The sequence below is a fragment of the Rhodococcus sp. (in: high G+C Gram-positive bacteria) genome (assembly GCF_049286785.1).
GTDB lineage: Bacteria > Actinomycetota > Actinomycetes > Mycobacteriales > Mycobacteriaceae > Rhodococcus_F.
Window position 1 is genome coordinate 1 of record NZ_JBAQEO010000858.1, and the last position, 18,333, is coordinate 18,333.

At 66.0% G+C, this 18,333-nt stretch carries 20 protein-coding genes and 2 pseudogenes; 7 read left to right on the forward strand and 15 right to left on the reverse strand.

What is annotated here, in order from left to right; translation table 11 throughout:
• From WAW17_RS30475 to WAW17_RS30490, 4 genes and pseudogenes are all read right to left on the reverse strand, one after another.
• Positions 1-179, reverse strand: a pseudogene (locus tag WAW17_RS30475) (enoyl-CoA hydratase); the annotation flags it as partial.
• A gap of 40 nt (positions 180-219) precedes the next feature.
• A complete protein-coding gene (locus WAW17_RS30480) occupies positions 220-534 on the reverse strand; it encodes a cupin domain-containing protein (RefSeq protein ID WP_422336570.1) in 315 nt (104 codons plus the stop codon).
• Between the two features lie 17 nt (positions 535-551).
• On the reverse strand, positions 552-1,370 hold the full coding sequence (locus WAW17_RS30485; protein ID WP_422336571.1) for a class I SAM-dependent methyltransferase: 819 nt from the start codon (positions 1,368-1,370) through the stop codon (positions 552-554).
• A gap of 165 nt (positions 1,371-1,535) precedes the next feature.
• Positions 1,536-2,915, reverse strand: a complete 1,380-nt coding sequence (locus WAW17_RS30490) for a cation:dicarboxylate symporter family transporter (protein WP_422336572.1) — start codon at positions 2,913-2,915, stop codon at positions 1,536-1,538.
• Positions 2,916-3,045: 130 nt separating this feature from the next.
• Here WAW17_RS30490 and WAW17_RS30495 point away from each other — a divergent pair, with 130 nt between their 5' ends.
• Positions 3,046-4,656 carry a sensor histidine kinase gene (locus WAW17_RS30495; RefSeq protein WP_422336573.1) on the forward strand — a complete coding sequence of 537 codons (1,611 nt, stop codon included), beginning with the start codon at positions 3,046-3,048 and terminating at the stop codon, positions 4,654-4,656.
• Positions 4,653-5,354, forward strand: coding sequence for a response regulator (locus WAW17_RS30500; RefSeq protein WP_422336574.1), 702 nt, complete (start codon positions 4,653-4,655; stop codon positions 5,352-5,354). Before WAW17_RS30495 ends, WAW17_RS30500 begins: the two co-directional genes overlap by 4 nt.
• A 299-nt stretch (positions 5,355-5,653) precedes the next feature.
• Here the strand turns inward: WAW17_RS30500 and WAW17_RS30505 are convergent, their stop codons facing one another.
• From WAW17_RS30505 to WAW17_RS30515, 3 genes are all read right to left on the reverse strand, one after another.
• Complete coding sequence (locus tag WAW17_RS30505) at positions 5,654-6,067, reverse strand: HPP family protein (protein WP_422336575.1); 414 nt, start codon at positions 6,065-6,067, stop codon at positions 5,654-5,656.
• Positions 6,068-6,222: 155 nt separating this feature from the next.
• Positions 6,223-6,444, reverse strand: coding sequence for a hypothetical protein (locus tag WAW17_RS30510; RefSeq protein ID WP_422336576.1), 222 nt, complete (start codon positions 6,442-6,444; stop codon positions 6,223-6,225).
• A gap of 146 nt (positions 6,445-6,590) precedes the next feature.
• Positions 6,591-6,734 carry a hypothetical protein gene (locus WAW17_RS30515; RefSeq protein WP_422336577.1) on the reverse strand — a complete coding sequence of 48 codons (144 nt, stop codon included), beginning with the start codon at positions 6,732-6,734 and terminating at the stop codon, positions 6,591-6,593.
• Between the two features lie 454 nt (positions 6,735-7,188).
• On the opposite strand from WAW17_RS30515, the gene WAW17_RS30520 reads away from it, so the two are divergent.
• Positions 7,189-7,362, forward strand: a complete 174-nt coding sequence (locus tag WAW17_RS30520; protein WP_422336578.1) for a CsbD family protein — start codon at positions 7,189-7,191, stop codon at positions 7,360-7,362.
• 177 nt (positions 7,363-7,539) lie between these two features.
• On the opposite strand, the gene WAW17_RS30525 is transcribed toward WAW17_RS30520, so the two are convergent.
• The gene (locus WAW17_RS30525) at positions 7,540-9,672 is read right to left on the reverse strand and encodes a S9 family peptidase (protein ID WP_422336579.1); all 2,133 of its coding nucleotides are present in this window, start codon (positions 9,670-9,672) and stop codon (positions 7,540-7,542) included.
• Between the two features lie 3 nt (positions 9,673-9,675).
• Positions 9,676-10,560, reverse strand: coding sequence for a phosphoribosylaminoimidazolesuccinocarboxamide synthase (locus WAW17_RS30530; protein WP_422336580.1), 885 nt, complete (start codon positions 10,558-10,560; stop codon positions 9,676-9,678).
• A gap of 134 nt (positions 10,561-10,694) precedes the next feature.
• On the opposite strand from WAW17_RS30530, the gene WAW17_RS30535 reads away from it, so the two are divergent.
• Together WAW17_RS30535 and WAW17_RS30540 are read left to right on the forward strand one after the other, a co-directional pair.
• Positions 10,695-12,143, forward strand: a complete 1,449-nt coding sequence (locus WAW17_RS30535) for an MDR family MFS transporter (RefSeq protein ID WP_422336581.1) — start codon at positions 10,695-10,697, stop codon at positions 12,141-12,143.
• Positions 12,144-12,295: 152 nt separating this feature from the next.
• Positions 12,296-13,075 carry an NRDE family protein gene (locus WAW17_RS30540; protein WP_422336582.1) on the forward strand — a complete coding sequence of 260 codons (780 nt, stop codon included), beginning with the start codon at positions 12,296-12,298 and terminating at the stop codon, positions 13,073-13,075.
• On the opposite strand, the gene WAW17_RS30545 is transcribed toward WAW17_RS30540, so the two are convergent.
• From WAW17_RS30545 to WAW17_RS30560, 4 genes are all read right to left on the reverse strand, one after another.
• Entirely contained in the window at positions 13,055-13,474 is a 420-nt protein-coding gene (locus WAW17_RS30545; RefSeq protein ID WP_422336583.1) for an HIT family protein, read from the reverse strand. The genes WAW17_RS30540 and WAW17_RS30545 overlap by 21 nt on opposite strands.
• A 33-nt stretch (positions 13,475-13,507) precedes the next feature.
• Positions 13,508-14,929, reverse strand: coding sequence for an adenylosuccinate lyase (gene purB / locus WAW17_RS30550; RefSeq protein WP_422336584.1), 1,422 nt, complete (start codon positions 14,927-14,929; stop codon positions 13,508-13,510).
• Between the two features lie 22 nt (positions 14,930-14,951).
• Complete coding sequence (locus WAW17_RS30555; protein WP_422336585.1) at positions 14,952-15,581, reverse strand: TetR/AcrR family transcriptional regulator; 630 nt, start codon at positions 15,579-15,581, stop codon at positions 14,952-14,954.
• Positions 15,582-15,668: 87 nt separating this feature from the next.
• The gene (locus WAW17_RS30560; protein ID WP_422336586.1) at positions 15,669-16,835 is read right to left on the reverse strand and encodes a pyridoxal phosphate-dependent aminotransferase; all 1,167 of its coding nucleotides are present in this window, start codon (positions 16,833-16,835) and stop codon (positions 15,669-15,671) included.
• Positions 16,836-16,903: 68 nt separating this feature from the next.
• Here WAW17_RS30560 and WAW17_RS30565 point away from each other — a divergent pair, with 68 nt between their 5' ends.
• On the forward strand, positions 16,904-17,323 hold the full coding sequence (locus WAW17_RS30565; RefSeq protein ID WP_422336587.1) for a sporulation protein: 420 nt from the start codon (positions 16,904-16,906) through the stop codon (positions 17,321-17,323).
• A 44-nt stretch (positions 17,324-17,367) separates the two neighbouring features.
• Here the strand turns inward: WAW17_RS30565 and WAW17_RS30570 are convergent, their stop codons facing one another.
• Positions 17,368-17,766 (reverse strand): hypothetical protein, encoded by a 399-nt coding sequence (locus WAW17_RS30570; RefSeq protein WP_422336588.1) that lies wholly within the window; start codon positions 17,764-17,766, stop codon positions 17,368-17,370.
• Positions 17,767-17,870: 104 nt separating this feature from the next.
• Positions 17,871-18,203: pseudogene (locus tag WAW17_RS30575) on the reverse strand (LysR substrate-binding domain-containing protein); the annotation flags it as partial.
• Between WAW17_RS30575 and WAW17_RS30580 the strand changes: the two are divergent.
• Positions 18,201-18,333, forward strand: a 133-nt coding sequence (locus tag WAW17_RS30580; protein ID WP_422336589.1) for an SDR family NAD(P)-dependent oxidoreductase, incomplete at its 3' end; no start/stop codon positions are given. The pseudogene WAW17_RS30575 and the gene WAW17_RS30580 sit on opposite strands and share 3 nt — an antisense overlap.

Sequence of the window (18,333 nt, forward strand, 5' to 3'; positions counted from 1 at the left end):
TTACCCTCGCCATGTAACACCACCGCACGGACTTTCCGGTCAGCAGCCAGTTGCTCGGCGGCGTGCAGCAACCCTTCGAACATCGCCTGGTCCAACGCAGTGTGTTTATCGCTGCGAACCATGCTGACCGTCGCGACACCGTCATCGCGTACACCGACACGAACCCTGCCTTCGCTCATGCGGTGCAATGTACGCCAGGCGCGGTCGCCGGCCTTCCGATCACCGTAGAACCACCAGTGCGACGACGGATTCCCTCTTGGCAACCAGCCGATGCGTGATCCCGCCCTCGAGGTGTATCGCGGTGCCGGGTGTGAGGGTCACGGTCTCGCCGGACACCTCGAAGTCGATCTCGCCGGCCGTCACCTGCACGAGGATGGGCGCCGCCGAACGGTGGTCTTCCATCGTCTGCCCCTCGGCGAAGCTGATCCGCACCACGGTTGCCCCGGTGCCAGACGCCAGCCGTTCGATCCGAGGTGTGTCGCCGTCCGTGAGATGCGGGGTGGCCAGTCCGGACACCACGGTCAGCCCCGTCACCTGAGGCTCCGTCCCCATCAGTTCGACTTCCCGGCGATGACCTCGATGGCGACGAGGTGGTCCCGATACTTCGTGAAGGTCGCACGCATGGCCAGCACTCTCGCACGTGCGTCGGAATCCCGCAGCACGTTGCCGACGAACCGGATGGTTCCCAGCAGACCCTCGTCCGCGAGAATGCGGCGCGGTTGCAGCAGGGCCATGGGCGCGAAGGATACCGCCTTGATCTCGAACCCCGCTTCTTCCAGCAGGTTTCGCCATTCACTCTCGGTGAGAGGCCGGGCGTTCACCTTGATCGAACGCGCCAGCGACTGCCGGATTTCGGTCTTGACCGCGTCGTCGATCTCGTTCGGTTCGATGGCCAGTTCGTGGATCGCGTAGCGCCCGCCCCCGCGCAATACCCGGAACGCTTCTCGCGCGATCTCGGCCTTGTGCTTGTCGGTCTGCATCGTCAGCATCGCCTCGCCGACGACGACGTCGACACTGGCATCACCCAGCCCGGTCGCCTCTGCTTCTCCGCGAACAACCACGCCGGACTTCCCCACCGCCTGCCGGGTGAGCCGGGCAGCGTCGTCGTCGGATTCGACGCCGGTGTAGCTCTTCGGGTTGTGGGCCAGGATCGCCCGGGCGGTCTTGCCGAGTCCGGGTGCAAGTTCGAGGACGTCCGCCCCCGGCAAGGCCGCATCGGACAGGACCCGGTGGGTGAGTTCCTTGCCTCCCGGACGCAGAACCCTCTTGCCGAGGCGCGCCAGCAACCAGTGTCCCGGCAGGTGGGCGGCGTCGCGTCCCGCGAGTGGCAGCGACGAAACCCCTTCGCCGCGTGTGTCGTTCTGTGCCATTCTCACTCTTCTCACTGGTCACACACTTGGAGGAATCATCTGCGGCAAATCTACCCGAGAAAGGGCACAATGGGTTGCCTTGCCTAATATTGGTGATCCCACCGGTGCCGGTCGCCCACACCCTGCATGGCACGGACCATCACGAACCACCAGAAGTCGGGGCCGTCAGCCCTTGACGAGTACCCTCTGCTCCTCGCCCGCAGCCTGCACGTTCTCGACGGCGACGACGCCATGGCCGTCGTCGACCATCGTCTCTTCGTCGAAGGGCAACTTGCCGCCGAGGACGGTGCGCACCCGGTCGGTGTCGACCGTGTCCGTCCAGAAGCCCACGAGCAGCGTGGCGACCGCGTTACCGGAGAAGTTGGTGACCGCTCGGGCCTCCGACATGAACCGGTCGATACCGACGATGAGGCCGACGCCGTCGAGCAGTTCGGGGCGGTGACTCTGCAGGCCGCCGGCGAGGGTGGCGAGACCGGCGCCGCTCACTCCGGCGGCTCCCTTGGACGCGATGATCATGAAGACCAGCAGCGAGAGCTGCTCGGGGAACGACAACGGCTGACCCATGGCATCGGCGATGAAGATCGACGCCATCGTCAGGTAGATGGCCGTGCCGTCGAGGTTGAACGAGTAACCGGTGGGCACCACGACACCGACGGTGGTCCGCTCGACACCGAGGTGTTCCATCTTCGCGATCAGTCGCGGCAGGGCCGACTCGGACGAGGACGTGGCGAAGATCAGCAGATACTCACGGGCGAGGTACCGCACGAGCTTGAAGATCGAGACACCGGCGACGACGCGTAGCACCGATCCGAGCACGCCGAACACGAAGATCAGGCAGGTGAGGTAGAAGCCGAGCATGAGGGTGGCGAGCTGGATCACGGCGCTGAGCCCGGTCTGTCCCACAACATTGGCGATGGCACCGAAAGCACCGATGGGCGCGAGCCACAGGATCATCGACAGGATCTTGAAGACGAGCTTCTGCACGGAGCCGATGCCACGCAAGAGCGGCTCGCCCTGCTTGCCGAGCGCCTGGACGCCGAAACCGACCAGCAACGCGACGAAGAGAGTCTGCAGCACGCTTCCTGCTGTGAGCGACGACAGCAGCGACGTCGGGATGATCGACGACACGAAGTCCATGGTGCCGCCGGCTCCGTGGGCCTTCTCGGCGAGCTGGGCTCCGGCACCGGAGGCGCCTGCATCGATGTCGAGTCCGCTGCCAGGCTGGAGCAGATTGCCCACGACCAGCCCGATTCCGAGGGCGATCGTGGACATCCCGATGAAGTAGGTGAGGGCGAGCCCACCCACCTTGCCCACCTTCGCGGCAGCCTTCACCGATCCGATGCCCAGCACGATGGTGCAGAAGATGACCGGGCTGATCATCATCTTGATGAGATCGACGAACATCGTGCCCAGCACGCCCACCGACTTGCCCACCTCGGGAGCCAGCCAGCCGACGAGGACGCCGGCGACGACGGCGGCGATGACCCCCATGTACAGCCAGTGGGTGCGATCGCGCTTCTTCGTTGTGCTTGTCGCAGTGCTCATCGGGTTGTCCTCCAGTCGAATGGCAAGCTGATAAGTAGGCCGGGCGGTGACCGCGATCACGTCTGGGAAGGATCCTCCGAGCGCAGACACGCCAGGAGAAGATTGTGTTCATTACGTTCAGGAGATTCGCGTGCTCAACGATCAGCAGAGACGGCCACTCAGCGTCGCGCGGCAGCTTCTGCTCCTACAGCTGGCGGTGGTCGTCCTCGTCGTCGCCGCAGGCACAGCCGTCGCGGTGGTGAACGAGCGCCGCGACAGCGACCACACCACCCGGCGGGAGGTGACGGCGGTGGCCACCACTCTCGCACTGTCGGACGGCACGGTGGCCGCCCTTCGCTCCGCCGACCCCACCGCGATTCTGCAACCGCAGACCGAGCGAATCCGGACGGCCACCGGTGCCGATTTCGTGGTGGTGATGGCCCCCGACCGGACGCGGTTCACCCACACCGATCCCGGCCTGATCGGCGGCACCTTCGGCGGCCATATCGACCGCGCACTCGCCGGTGAGACGTTCACCGAGACGTACGCCGGTTCGCTCGGTCCGTCGATCCGGGCGGTGGCGCCGATCCACGACGGCGATCAACTCGTGGGCCTCGTCGCCGTCGGTGTCACTCGGGAGAGGATCGGCGCCCAGTTCGCGTCCAGCCTGCCGACCGTCTTCACCCTTGCCGCAATCACACTGGCGGTATCGTCCGCCGGCTTCTTTCTGCTGAGCAGTCGCCTGCGACGGCAGACGATGGGCCTCGCACCCAGCGAACTCCGCCGCATGTACGAGCATCACGACGCCGTTCTGCACTCCATCGGCGAGGGTGTGGTGGTCCTCGGACACGACCGCAGCGACACCGCCGACGTGGTCAACGACGAAGCGCGACGGCTACTCGATCTTCCCGCAGGACCGGTCCCGCTGTCTGCTCTGCCGGAGTCGTTGCGCTCACCGGCCGCCGCGTCGGAGGCGTCGGACACACGGGACGAGGTGCATGTGACTCCGGATCGGGTATTGCTGGTGAATCGCGAACCTGTCGAATGGGAGGGACGCGAGCTCGGGACGGTGCTGACACTGCGCGATCGCACCGAACTGCAGGGAATCCTCGGCGAACTCGACTCGGTGCGCGGCTTCGCGGAATCGCTGCGGTCCCAGGCACACGAGTCGGCCAATCGGTTGCACACCATCATCACCATGGTGGAATTGGGCCGGTACGAAGATGCGATCGCTTTCGCCACCGAGGATCTGCGCCTGTCCCAGGAACTCATCGACCGACTGATGAGAGCTGTGCACGAACCGGCATTGGCAGCCCTACTGCTGGGCAAGGTGGGAATGGCGGCCGAGCGAGGAGTGGACCTCACCGTCACCGAGGACACAGCCCTCGGTCCGGTGCCGTCATTGAGCGCACGCGAGCTCGTGACGGTGGTGGGCAACCTGGTCGACAATGCCGTCGATGCCGCCAGGGGTGACCCCGAAGCGCCGGCCATGGATGCCTGGGTGGAAGTGACTGTGAGTGAGGAAGATTCCGTGATGGTGATTCGCGTGGCGGACAGTGGTCCCGGCATATCGGCGGATGAGTTCGACAAGGCCGTCAGCCGCGGTTTCTCCACGAAGCCCGGGCAGCGAGGGCTCGGCCTCGCCCTGGTTGCCCAGGTGGTGGCCCGCCACGGCGGGACGATACACACGGAGCCGTCGCTGGGATCGATGATCGTCGTCGAGATTCCCGTCAAGACAGTCGAGACAGGAGACGCTTCGTGATCCGAGTGATGATCGTGGAGGACGAGCCGCTCATCTCCGAGGCGCACCGCGCCTATGTCGAACGGGTACCCGGTTTTTCGGTACACAGCGTGGTACACGACGGCAACAGTGCCCTGCGTACCGTGGCGGGCGCGAGCGCCACCGAGGATCCTGTCGACCTGGTTCTCCTCGATATCGGCCTGCCCGACGCCAGCGGACTCGACGTGGCGGCGGCGCTGAGCGGAATCCGTCCGAGTCCCGATGTCATTGCCGTGACGTCGGCGCGCGACCTCGAGATGGTCCGAACGGCGGTGGCCCGTGGCATCGCCCTGTACCTACTCAAGCCGTTCACGTTCGCGGCCTTCCGCGAGAAGCTCGAGCGATATCGGGATTTCCGTGACGCCCTTCCCGCCGGGAGCAGTGCACTCGGTCAGCACGATATCGACCGTGCAATGTCGGCGCTGAGGAGCTCACAGGAGCGCATCACATCACCGAAAGGGGTTGCACCCCAAACACTCGACCACGTGACCGCCTGCATTCGCGAGGCGCAGGCACCCCTGGCGGCGGCGGAGGTCGCCCAGGCAATCGGTGTTTCGCGGGTGACGGCCTGGCGCTACCTCGAACGCCTCGCCGACGACGGACTCCTCACGCGCCACACCGAATACGGGAAGGCGGGACGCCCCCAGATTCGGTACGGCCTCCGCCACCGGGAGACATAGCGACCGCAGTTCGTTCGCGTGCGCGCGCAGTATCCGAGCGACCGGGCAGTATCCCGGTGACCGGTCGCGGCCGCGCTCCAAAACGCACCTGGCGACCGTGCCGAGGGGTGCGTTGGTGTCCTGGGCGCGGCTATTCTTGAATCAGGTCGGGAATGTCGAGTGAACAAAGAGGAAAGCCATGTGGAACTTCCGTCCTGAGTTCAACTGGTTCATTCACCAGTTGCGCGATCTGTTCGGCTGGATCAGCTGACCGCAACCAGACACGGTCCACCCTCCACCGAGGGTGGACGGTGGGACCATTATCGATCTGCTTTCGTGCAGAGCTGCGGCTCGATGGCTGCAAGTACGTTGCGCAACGTGATGAGCCCGATCGGTTTGCGGTCGCGGACCACGGGTAGCGATCGGACCTGCGCATACAACATCGTCTCGATGATCTCTTCGAGCGTCGCCTCGGAGTCGACGGAGACAGCGGGGACAGACACCGCGACCGCCGAAGCCATCAGATGCCGGACGAGGACTCCCTCCGAGGCGTCGGCCACGGTTGTCAACGCCTGGACCAGGTGAGCGTGCACGATCGACTCCTCGGTGACGAGGCCGAGGAGCGTGCCGTCATCATCGACGACCGGCACCGCGGTGAGCCCACTGCGGAGCATCTGCGCGACAATTTCTCGTAAGGTCGCGGCGCCGGTGACGGCGACAACGGGCGTGGACATGATGTCGACCGCACGCATCGGAGCCGAGGAGGGCGATGCGCTACTGCCTAAAGGCGTTGTTGCCATTGCCGCAGAGCTTTCTGAACGGGGGTGTGTAATTCATTATTCCCCGTCCGACCTCTCCCACATAGAGACGAGCCGCTGCGGAATCCCGATCAGATCATGAGGGCGGCGAGCAGGACCCCACCGAAGACCGAAAGCGCGGTCCCTGCGCCCAGCAGCACCGAACCGGAGACGGTCACCGCAGGGACTGCTGCGACCAGAGCTGCGATCAGCGCGATTCCCAGTGTCGAGCGGTCGGGGGACTCGGTTGCGGGTTCGAGGCGTACATGCCGGGAAGTACGGGCAATGTCGCGGTTGTGTGCCGTGAAGGTCATGGTCGGATCCCGTCATAGGGTTCGGTGCCGCGCACAGAATGAGGTTTGTGCGCGAGGCGCGGGGTCGCCGGAGCGTCCGCCGAGAAAGATTCGGTCTCTGTAGACCTCGAGCTTCCAAAAACATTGTCGAGTTGGTTGGCGTCGAGTTACAGCGGCAGAGCGTCGAGCACGGTCACCGCGCCGAGCGTCAACATGCCGACCAGCCCTAATCCGATTGCGGCGCCGCTTCCCGGACGCAGGATCAGCACGTCTTCGTCCTTCGGAACGGCGTTCGCATCATGTACAGCCATGGCTCTCTCCTTGCCTCCGCCGGCACCGGGGCGACTCCCCGGTGCGGTGATCGACCCAGAGCGGTGATCGACCGGATCTGTAACTTATCTATAGCGTAGGACGCAGATTTAATACTATCGGATTGTTATAGAAGTTCAACTCGTTCAGAGATAAATCATGCACATCGTGGTGGATCAACAAGCTGGGTCAGGCCACTGAACTGCACAAACTCTCCCAAGGAATCGACTCTCGGAGATTGCAACGACCGCGCACCCGGGGGTCGGGCCGGCTCAAATTGGCCGGGCGTAAGTCTTCGCGTGCGTCACCGTCCACACACCGTTGCTTCACGCAAGATCAGACCGCCCGGACGTTCAGAGGTGCCGGAATGACACTCCGCCTCGTCGGAGCCGGGCTTATGATTGAACCCGGGGAAATTGATCGAACCCAGGGAGATTGATCGACGAGGAGAATGCGATGGGCATCGTCGACAAAGCCAAGAATGCCATGCAGCACACGGTCGGAAAATCACGTGAGTCGATCGGTCGCGCCACCGGTGACAAGGAACTGAAACACGTCGGCAAAGCCGATCAAGCCAAGGCGAACGTGAAGAAGGCCGGCGAGAAGATCAAGGGCGCCTTCAAGCGCTGACGGCCCCTGAACGCACCTGCCCGGTGGTGCAGCACTTGGACGGGCCGACCTCGCACAGCACTTGGTCGGGCCGACCTCGCACAGCACTTGGTCGGGCCGACCTCGGACGCATCGCTGCGCACCGACCGCGAGATGCACCGGAGACTGCAAAACGGAGGCCCGAACAAGGAAGGCGGCTCAGGCCTTCCCGACGACGCCCAGTACCCACGCGAATTCGAAGGCAACTTCTTTCCACTTCTCGTAACGTCCGCTCACGCCTCCGTGGCCTGCGCTCATTTCGGTCTTGAGAAGCAGCGGCGAGTCCCCGGTCTTGGTGGCTCGCAGCTTCGCGACCCACTTCGCCGGTTCGACGTAGAGGACCCGGGTGTCGTTGATGCTGGTGATGGCGAGGATGGCCGGGTAGTCCTTGGCCTCGACGTTCTCGTACGGGCTGTACGAGCGCATGTACTCGTACACCTCGGGATTCTCCAGCGGGTTACCCCACTCGTCCCATTCGATCACCGTCAGCGGCAGCGACGGATCGAGAATCGAAGTGAGCGGGTCCACGAAGGGAACGTTGGCGAGAATGCCCGCGAACAGTTCGGGCGCGAGGTTTGCCACCGCGCCCATGAGCAGTCCACCGGCGCTGCCACCGTCGGCGACCATCAGGCCGGGGGTGGTGCAGCCGGTGTCGATCAGATGCCGTGCGCAGGCAACGAAGTCGGTGAAGGTGTTCTTCTTGGTGAGTGTCTTGCCGCTCTCGTACCAATGCCGGCCCATCTCGCCGCCACCGCGAACGTGGGCCACCACGAACACCACACCACGGTCGAGCAGCGACAGCCGGGCAACGGAGAACGCCGGGTCCATGCTGGCCTCGTACGAGCCGTAGCCATACAGCAGCACGGGCGCAGGCCCCTCGCCCGATCCTCGTCGGCGGACGATGGACAGCGGAATCCTCGTCCCATCTTCCGCATCGGCCCAATCCCGTTGCTGCTCATAGTTATCGGCATCGAAATCACCGAGAACGGGCTGGGACTTGCGGAGCGCGAGCTCACCCGTCTCCAGCACGTAGTCGTACACCTGCCCCGGCGTGATGAACGACGTGAACGCCATCCGCAATGTGGGCTGCTGCCATTCGGGATTGGCTCCGAGCCCGACGCTGAACAGCTCCTCGGCGAACTGGATTTCCGTGAACTCGCCGTACCCTTCGGCGGTGAGCGGCCAGACGGCGAGGCGGGTGAGCGCCTCCCGCCGGTAACCGATGACCAGATGGTCGGCGAACGCGTCGACCTCCTCGAGTCGCACGTCCTGTCGGTGCCCGATGAGGGTGGTCAGTGACGCCGGATCGGACACCGGCGCCTCGGCGAGCACGAAGTTCTCGGCCTTCTCGCCGTCGATCTCGTCGTTGTGCATGATCAGGAAGCGATCTTCACCTGCGACCACTGCGTGCTCCACGTGGTATTCGACGCCGTCGCGCCGCGGCAGCACCACCCGGAACTCGCCTTCGGGATTCGCCGATTCGAGCACCCAGCCCTCGCTGGTGATCTTCGACCCCACCCAGATCATGAGGTACTTCTCACTTCGCGTGGACCCGACGGACACCCAGAACCGTTCGTCCGGCTCGGTGAACACCGCGACGTCCTGTTCCCTGTCCGTGCCCAGCGTGTGCCGCCACACCGTGTCGGGCCGCCAGGATTCGTCGACCGTCAGATAGAAGATGTGGCTGTGGTCGATGGCCCAGGTGGCGCCGCCCGGCGCGGTACCGGTGATCTCGTCGGCCAGCAGTTCCCCGGTGACGAGATTCTTGAACCGCAGCGTGTACCGCTCGTCCCCGAGCACATCCACCGAGTACGCGAGGAGGGTGCCGTCGTGACTGATCGAGAAGGCGCCGACGGAGAAGAAGTCGTGTCCCTCCGCCTCCACATTGCCGTCGAGGAGTACCTGCTCACCGGCGAGGTCGACCCCGGGAGTGAGCTCGGGCGGCGTCCAGTCGTCGGGTCCGGCGATCGGTGCCCGGCACTGCACGCCGTACTGCTTGCCCTCGATGGTGCGCGCGTAATACCACCAGTCGCCCATGCGGGTGGGCACCGACATGTCGGTTTCCTGGGTGCGCGACTTGATCTCCGAGAAGATCTGATCCCGGAGCGGCGCGAGGTGCGCGGTCTGCTGCTCGGTGTACGCGTTCTCCGCCTCGAGGTACGCGATGACCTCCGAGTCCTCTTTGTCGCGCAACCATTCGTACTCGTCGATGAACGTGTGGCCGTGATGTACGCGTTCGGTGGGAACCTTCCTCGCCACCGGCGGGGTGAGGACAGTGTCATCGGTTGCCATGGCTCAGCCCACCCAGTCCGCGAACGACAGACCCGAAATCCGTTCGTACGCCTCGATATAACGTTCTCTTGTGGCATCCACGATTTCAGGCGGCAGCGGCGGCGGAGGGGTGTCCGCGGCGCGGTCCCAGCCCGACTCCGGACCGGTGAGCCAGTTGCGGACGAACTGCTTGTCGAAGCTCGGCTGCACCTTGCCCTCCTCGTAGCCCTCGGCCGGCCAGTACCGCGAGGAGTCCGGGGTGAGAACCTCGTCGGCGAGAACCAGGTGACCCGAGTCGTCCAGACCGAACTCCAGCTTGGTGTCGGCGAGAATGATGCCGCGTTCGGCGGCGAACATGGCCGCCCGGGTGTAGATGTCCAGGGTGTCGCTGCGCAACTTCACGGCCAGGTCACGGCCGACCTTCTCGACCACGGCGTCGAAGCTGATGTTCTCGTCGTGCTCACCCAGTTCGGCCTTGCTGGCCGGGCTGAAAATGGGGTCGGGCAGCCGACTGGCCTCCACGAGCCCTTCCGGCAACGGGATACCGCACACCGCTCCGGTGTTCTGGTAGTCGATCAGGCCGGACCCCGTGAGGTATCCGCGCGCAACGCACTCGATCGGCACCATCTTCAGCTTGCGCACCACCAGTGCACGTCCGAGGACCTCTTCGGGGATCCGGCTGTCGTCGGGCTCGCCGGCAAGGTGGTTGTTGCCACCGAGCACATTGAAGAAGAAGACACTCATCGCTGTGAGTACCCGCCCCTTGTCCGGGATGGGCGTGCTGAGGATGTGGTCGTAGGCGGAGATCCGGTCGCTCGCGACCAACAAGAGGTGCTCGTCGTCGATCGTGTACAGGTCGCGGACCTTGCCACCGGCCAGATGGGCGTAGGAATCGAGTGAGGGGCGCACGGTAAGCCAGCCTATCTGCCGATCCGGACCGGACGGGATGGGCACCGATCGGGGCGTGGAATACACCGGACCACGGGGTCGTTAGCCTGGGACGGTAGTTCTGTGATCCACACGACGATGCGGTAGGTGGAGTGATGGCGACGGACACGTCCGCGGTCGATGTGGGGTTCCGTTCGGAACGCGGACCGATCCTCGTTTCGCTGATGCTGACGACGTCCCTGGTCGCCCTCGATGCCACCATCATCGCCACCGCCGTCTTCACCATCGTCGGCGACCTCGGCGGGTTCAGCCAGTTTCCGTGGCTGTTCTCCGTGTACCTCCTCACCCAGGCCGTGTCGGTGCCGATCTACGGCAAGATGGCCGACATCTTCGGCCGCAGGCCCGTGATGCTGCTGGGTATTGCGCTGTTCGGGCTCGGCTCGGTGCTGTGTGGTGCCGCGTGGAGCATGCCCGCGCTCATCGCGTTCCGGGCACTACAGGGCCTCGGTGCGGGAGCCGTCCAGCCGATGAGCCTGACGATCGCCGGTGACATCTACACGCTCGCCGAACGCGCCAAGGCCCAGGGGTATCTCGCGAGCGTCTGGGGCATGTCCGCGGTCCTCGGCCCGACTCTCGGCGGCGTGTTCTCCGAGTACCTGTCGTGGCGGTGGATCTTCTTCGTGAACGTTCCGCTGTGCCTGCTCGCCGCCGTGATGCTCATCCGCAACTTCGACGAGAAGAAAGTGCGAAGACAGGTATCGATCGACTATGCCGGGGCCGGAATTCTCGCCGTGGGCGCCACGCTGCTCATTCTGGGCCTGCTCGAAGGCGGACAGTCCTGGGCCTGGAATTCGCCGACCGGCATCGGGATCTTCGTGGCAGGCGGCGTCCTGCTGATCGTCTTCGCCCTCGTGGAACGGCGCGCCGTCGAACCCCTCCTGCCGTTGTGGGTGTTCACCCGGCGCGTGCTGGCCGCCAGCAGTGCCGTGTCGCTGCTCGTCGGAGCGATCGTGCTGGGCCTGACCACCTACGTCCCCACCTTCGCCCAGGGCGTGCTCGGGACGGGCGCCCTGGTGGCAGGGTTCGCTCTGGCCACGCTCACCATCGGCTGGCCGATCGCGGCATCGCTGTCGGGCCGCGTCTATCTCCGATTCGGTTTCCGGTTCACCGCGACGGCGGGAAGCCTCCTGGTGGTCACCGGAACCGCGATGACAGTGGGGCTCTCGCCCGGCTCTGCGGTGTGGCACGTGGCGCTCTGCTGTTTCGTCATCGGAAGCGGAATGGGCCTGGTGGCCAGTCCGACTCTGATCGCGGCGCAGTCGAGTGTCGACTGGACCCAGCGCGGCGTGGTGACCTCCACCAACATGTTCGCGCGATCCATCGGCAGCGCGGTGGGCGTCGCCCTGTTCGGCGCCGTCGTCAACGCGCAGGTGGGTGGCGTCGACAACCCGGAGCCCGCAGATCTCGCCGGCGCCCTGCACCTGGTGTTCCTCGCGGCACTCGGCGCGGCCGTCCTTCTCGTCGTCGCCGCGGTGTCGATGCCGAAAGTGGTGAGCGCTGCGAAGTCCGCCACCGATCAAGGATTGGATCAACCGCGGAAGTGAGAAGATCGCCGCCGAGGAAGTCGTGAACCACCAGCTCGCACATCCGTCCACCGAAGGCTCTCGGGCTGAAAAGATTTGCGCGCAGCCGCGGACGGTTCCTGAGCGGCGACTACGCTCGGACGAGTCCTATGGGTGGCGAAGGAGACGAGAGTATGTGCCTGGTCCTGTTCGGCTGGCAGGCGCATCCCGAACTCTCCCTCGTGGTGGCCGCCAACCGTGACGAGTTCTACCGGCGGCCCTCCGAGCCGCTCCACCGGTGGGCCGACGGCATCGTCGCGGGTCGGGACCGGCGTGCCGGCGGTACCTGGATGGGTGTCACCGACACTCTGCGATTCGCGGCTGTCACCAACGTCCGGGACGGCCTGCCCACCGTGGGCGCACTGTCGCGCGGGGCGCTACCCACCGACTACCTCGGCGGCACCGATTCCCCCGGGGAACACGCCGCCGCCGTGACCTCCGCAGGCGCTCGGTACGGCAGCTTCAACCTGCTCGTCGCCGACCGGGACGAGATGTGGTGGGTGACCAACCGGCCGTCGGATCACCGGCAGCGGGTCGAGCCCGGCGTCCACGGACTGTCCAATGCCCGGCTCGATACCCCGTGGCCGAAAGTCAGCGGCGGAACACACGAGTTCGCCACGGCCCTCGCCGACGACGACGGCCGTCCCGGCTCCGACGTCGAGGCGTATCTGGGCGTCCTCGCCGACACCGAACCTGCGCCGGGGGAGGCTCTCCCCGACACCGGGGTGGGTGCGGAGTTGGAACGCGCGCTGTCTTCCCGGTTCATCCACCACGGCGACTACGGGACGCGGGCGTCCACTGTCCTGCGCGTGCGCAGCGACGGCACCTTCGACATCACCGAACGCCGCTTCGACGAGAACGGTGTCATCGGCGAGGTCCGTCTCGACGGCCCGTCACGGTCGTTCGAGCGCTGAGCGGATCACACCCGCGGTCTGTTCGAGTGCGATCCGGCTGGGCGACTTCGGCGTTCCGCGCAGCCCGAATCCGTCACCACTCACGCGGGGAACCACGTGGAGGTGCACGTGGAACACCTCCTGCCCGGCGGCGATCCCGTCGGCCAGGAACAGGTTGACGCCCTCCGCACGAAGCGACCCGTGACGCAGCGTCCTCGCGAGACGCTGGCCCACGGTGAACACCGCGGCACCGTCGGCAGGATCGAGGTCGGCGAGACCGGATGCATGCCGCGTGGGCACCACCAGCAGATGTCCGGTGGTCCAGGGCCGGATGTCCATGAACGCCATCACGTCGTCGCCTCGGTACACCACACTGGCTTCGGCCCGGCCCGCCACGATCTCGCAGAAAATGCAGTTCACGTCAGGCACCTCCGGTGCTGGTAACAGAGCCGTCTACAGGATCGGGGACGGCTGGTAGGCGGCCGCCTCGGGATTGGCGTCGACAAGTTTCTGCACCTCGGCCACCACACCGGCCACCTGGGCTTCGGCCGCACCGATGAACGCCGTCTTGTCGGCGAGCGCGTCGTCGAGCGCGGCGCGGTCCATCGGCAGCCTGTCGTCGGCGGCCAAACGGTCGAGGAGGTCGGGTTCCTTGCCCTGCTCGCGCATCGCCAGCGCGACGGCCACGGCGTGTTCCTTGATTACCTCGTGTGCCGTCTCACGGCCGACGCCCATGCGTACCGCAGCCATCAGGATCCGGGTGGTCGCCAGGAACGGCAGGTACCGGGTGAGTTCTTTCTCGATCACGGCGGGGTAGGCACCGAACTCGGCGAGGACGGTCAGGAACGTCTCGATCAGCCCGTCGATCGCGAAGAACGCGTCGGGCAAGGCGACGCGGCGCACCACCGAGCAGAACACGTCACCCTCGTTCCACTGCGCGCCCGCGAGTTCGGCTGCCATGGAGGCATACCCGCGCAGCACGACCTGGAGGCCGTTGACACGCTCGCAGGAGCGGGTGTTCATCTTGTGTGGCATCGCGGACGAGCCGACCTGGCCGGGCTGGAAGCCCTCGGTGACCAGTTCGTGGCCCGCCATCAACCGGATGGTGTGCGCGAACGACGATGGGCCCGCCGCCACCTGTACCAATGCGGACAGCACGTCGTGGTCGAGTGAACGCGGGTAGACCTGGCCGACGCTGATGAACACGTGGGAGAAGCCGAGATGCTCGGCGACCTTCCGTTCGAGAGCCTCGAGCTTCGACGCGTCGCCGTCCAGCAGATCGAGCATGTCCTGTGCGGTGCCCATCGGGCCCTTGATGCCGCGCAGCGGGTAGCGCCCCATCAGTTCCCGCAGCCGGGTGAGTGCTACCAGCAGTTCGTCGGCAGCAGACGCGAACCGCTTGCCCAGCGTCGTGGCCTGCGCGGCGACATTGTGTGACCTCCCGGCCATGACGGTGCCGCTGTATTCGGCTGCCCGCTCGGCCAGCCGCGCCGCGACCGCGACACCGTGCGCGTACACATGCTCGAGGGACTGCAGGATCTGCAGCTGTTCGACGTTCTCCGTCAGGTCCCGCGAGGTGAGTCCCTTGTGGACCTGCTCGTGGCCGGCGAGGGCGTTGAACTCCTCGATCCGTGCCTTCACGTCGTGACGCGTCACGCGTTCGCGGGCGGCGATGGAGTCCAGGTCGACCTGCTCCAGCACGCGCTCGTAGTCCGCGAGTGCATCCGTGGGCACGTCGATACCGAGGTCGGCTTGCGCCCGCAACACGGCCAACCACAGCTGACGCTCGAGGACGATCTTGTGCTCCGGCGACCAGAGCGCTCGCAGTTCGGGGCTGGCGTAACGGGTGGCAAGGACGTTCGGGATGCGGCTCACGAGTCCTCAGTTTACGGCCGGGCTACACCTCGGCATGGGTCGGCCGGTCGAGCGCCGGTGCCATGAGGTCCACGACGTCCAGCAGCATCGCGCGAGCGAGCCCCCGCAGGTCGGGGTCGTACTCGCCGAGCGCGGTCACCACCGCGCCGTCGACGACGGCCACCAGCCTTCGCAACTGACCTTGCCGCACCTCACGGTCCGACCGGCGCAGCGCCTCGGTGAGGATGTCGTCGAGCTGGGCGCGCAGCCGGAGCTGCACCTCCCGCAGTTCAGGGCGCCGGGCGCATGCCGTGAGCCGCTCGTATCGTGCGATGAGCCGCTCCCGGCCTTCGTCCGTGATCGCCTCCGGGCTCACCAGTAGATCCACCAGAAGATCCACCGTGGACTCTCGGCCGCGACGACGGTGGGTGATCGCCTCGACCCGCTCCCTCATGACCGCGAGGTCGCGGTTGCCGTTGCATTCGACGGCCTTCGCGATCAGGTCGTCGAGAGACTCGAAATAGTACGTGGTCGAGGCCAGCGGCAGGTTGGCCCGATTGGCCACCGATCGATGCCGTACCGCATCGAACCCGCCCTCGAGCAACAGGTCGGCAGCCGCCTGCACCAGCGCCAGTCGACGCCGTTCGCCTTTGGGAGTAGCTGCGGATGACACCAATTCATCCTGCCAGCCGCCGACGCGCTACCAGGGTGAATTGGAAGACAGACCGAGAAGTACATCAAGGGAAGAGCCTCCCGCCGACTACAACCAGCGCCGCAGCCGGGACAGCGACTCCCGGACCTCCGCCGTGGATCCGGCAAACGACAACCGCACTGTCCGGTCACCTCGGACCGTGTCGAAGTCGATGCCCGGGGCCAGCGCCAACCCGGTGTCGTGGAGCAGTGCCGAGCACCATTCGGTGGAGGTCTTCGCTTCGGCCGGCCCGAGCAGGTGCCCGATGTCGGCGTACACGTAGAACGCCCCGTCGGCCGGCGCGAGTTCGGTGATGTCCAATTCGGGAAGTCCGGTGAGGAGGAGTTCCCGATTGACTGCGTAGCGCAGGACATGGCCGTCGAGTTCCGCGCGGGCCTGGGGCGTGAACGCCGCGATGGCCGCGAACTGTGAGATAGCAGGCGGGCACACCGTCATGTTGGACGCCAGCCGCTGCAACGGCCGGCGCAGGCCTTCGGGCACCAGCATCCAGCCCAGCCGCCAACCCGTCATCGAGAAGTACTTGGAGACCGAGCCGACGACGACGGACTCCCTGGATGTCTCCCAGGCACTCGTCATCTGCTGCTCGCCGTACCCGATACCGTGATAGATCTCGTCCGAGACGAGGAGGGTCCCGTGCTCGTCGCACCAACGAGCCAGTGCCGCAAGCTCACCCGGATCGATGACGGTGCCCGTGGGGTTCGCCGGGCTGGCGACGACGAGTCCGGCCGGCGGCTCGGAAAGCGCCTCGAGCATCGCCACCGTCGGCTGGTAACGAGTCTCGGCGCCGCAGTCGAGTTCGACCACCCTGCAGCCCAGTGCGGTGAGTGTGTTCCGGTACGCCGGATAACCGGGACGTGCCACCACCACCGTGTCGCCGACGTCGAATGCGGCGAGGAACAGCAGTGTGAACGCACCCGACGAACCCGTGGTGACCACCACCTCCTCTGCGTCGACGTCGATTCCCGACTTGGTGGAGTGGTAATCGGCGATCGCTTCCCGCAACCCCAGCACCCCGAAGGTCTCGGTGTACCCGAGAAGGTGTCCGTCGAGAACCTGCCGCGCGGCCTCGAGAACCACCTGCGGTGCCGGGGTGGACGGCTGACCGGCCGCGAGCGTCAACACGTCACCGTGGGTGCGTTGACGCTCCGTGGCCGCCTTCCACACGTCCATCACGTGGAAGGTGGGGATATTCGATCGCTGGGATTCGGAGCGCACCCTGTGACGCTAGCGCGCCGGACCCGGCAGCTCTCCCCCAGCCGTCGAGCTTTCGACGAAAGCAGTGGATGATCGGGAGTGATATTCGCGGCCGTTGGGCGTCGGGTTCGGCTGCTGCGACCGACATCGAACATGAGGACGACATGAACCTTCAGGAACTGATGAGCACCGCCCGGGACGCCGTGACCGTCAAGCGTGTGTATTCCGAGCCGATCGAGTCCGATGGCGTCACGGTGATCACCGCCGCGGCAGTCTCCGGCGGCGGAGGCGGCGGTAGCGGAACCTCCACCGAGGGTGAGGGCGGCGACGGCGGCGGCTTCGGGGTCGGGGCTCGTCCGGCGGGCGCATACGTCATCCGCGGAGGCGAAGTCTCCTGGCGTCCCGCGATCGACGTGAACCAACTGGCCCGAAGTCTCAGCCACGTGCTGGTCGTCTACTTCGTCACCAGGGCGTTGGTCGAGCGCAAGCGGGCCGCCGCGTCACGCTGAACGGCGCCGATCACTCGCCTACGGCGTGGCGGCCGATCACGCACCTACGGGGTGTTGATGTAGTCTTCGATCGCCTTCTGCGCGTTGGGGTTACCGTTGTACATCCCGATCAGTGCGCCGGCGACTGCCCCCGTCGGAAGACCGATGATGCACCCGGCGAGGCTACCGGGGAACATCGAGATACAGCCGATACCCAGACCCACCACCGCGCCGATCGCCGTCCCCGCGGCGCCGCCGTTTGCCCAGCCCACACCCAGTTCGTTGAGCATGTGCTCGAGCGCAGCCTGCTTGTCGACCTGGTGGAGGCCGGGGACGGTCTGAACCGTCTGGACTGTGGGACCGGCCGCCGGATCGACCGGGTCCGCATATGCGGTTCCTCCCGCACCCACCGTCACTGCCACTGCCACAAGGGCCGATGCCGTCGCCGATTTCATGAGATGCATCGCGATCCTCCCGCTGATGAGCGAATTGCCGTGTCCGACGGTAACCCCGCGATCGCACCGTGTGCGGTGAAACCGGCACATTCTCCGGCGCCGAAAACCGGACCTCACCCTGCCAGCACGTGCCGTTCCGACTCCACCGTCTCCCGGATCGCCCCCACAACCGCGGCCACCTCTGGTCTGCGCAGCGATTCGGGACGGGCCACCAGCCAGTAGGCCAGTTCGGCGCGGACCTGCTCCGGAAGCACTCGGACGAGGTCGTCGTGCCGGTCGGCCATGAAGCACGGCAGCAGTCCGATCCCGGCCGCGGCGCGAGTGGCCTCGACGTGCACGAACACATTGGTCGAGGTCACCGATTCCGGCATCGAGACGGTGAGCCGACGCGCCACGTCCAATTCGTCGACCTGGAGCATCGAGTCGATGAAGTAGACGAGCGAATGTTACAGAACCTCGCCGGCCGCTCCGCGCTGGTCACCGGCGGCGCCAGTGGAATCGGCGCGGCCTGCGCCCGGACACTGGCGGCACGCGGCGCCCGCGTGACGGTCGCCGACCTCGACGACGTGGCCGCCA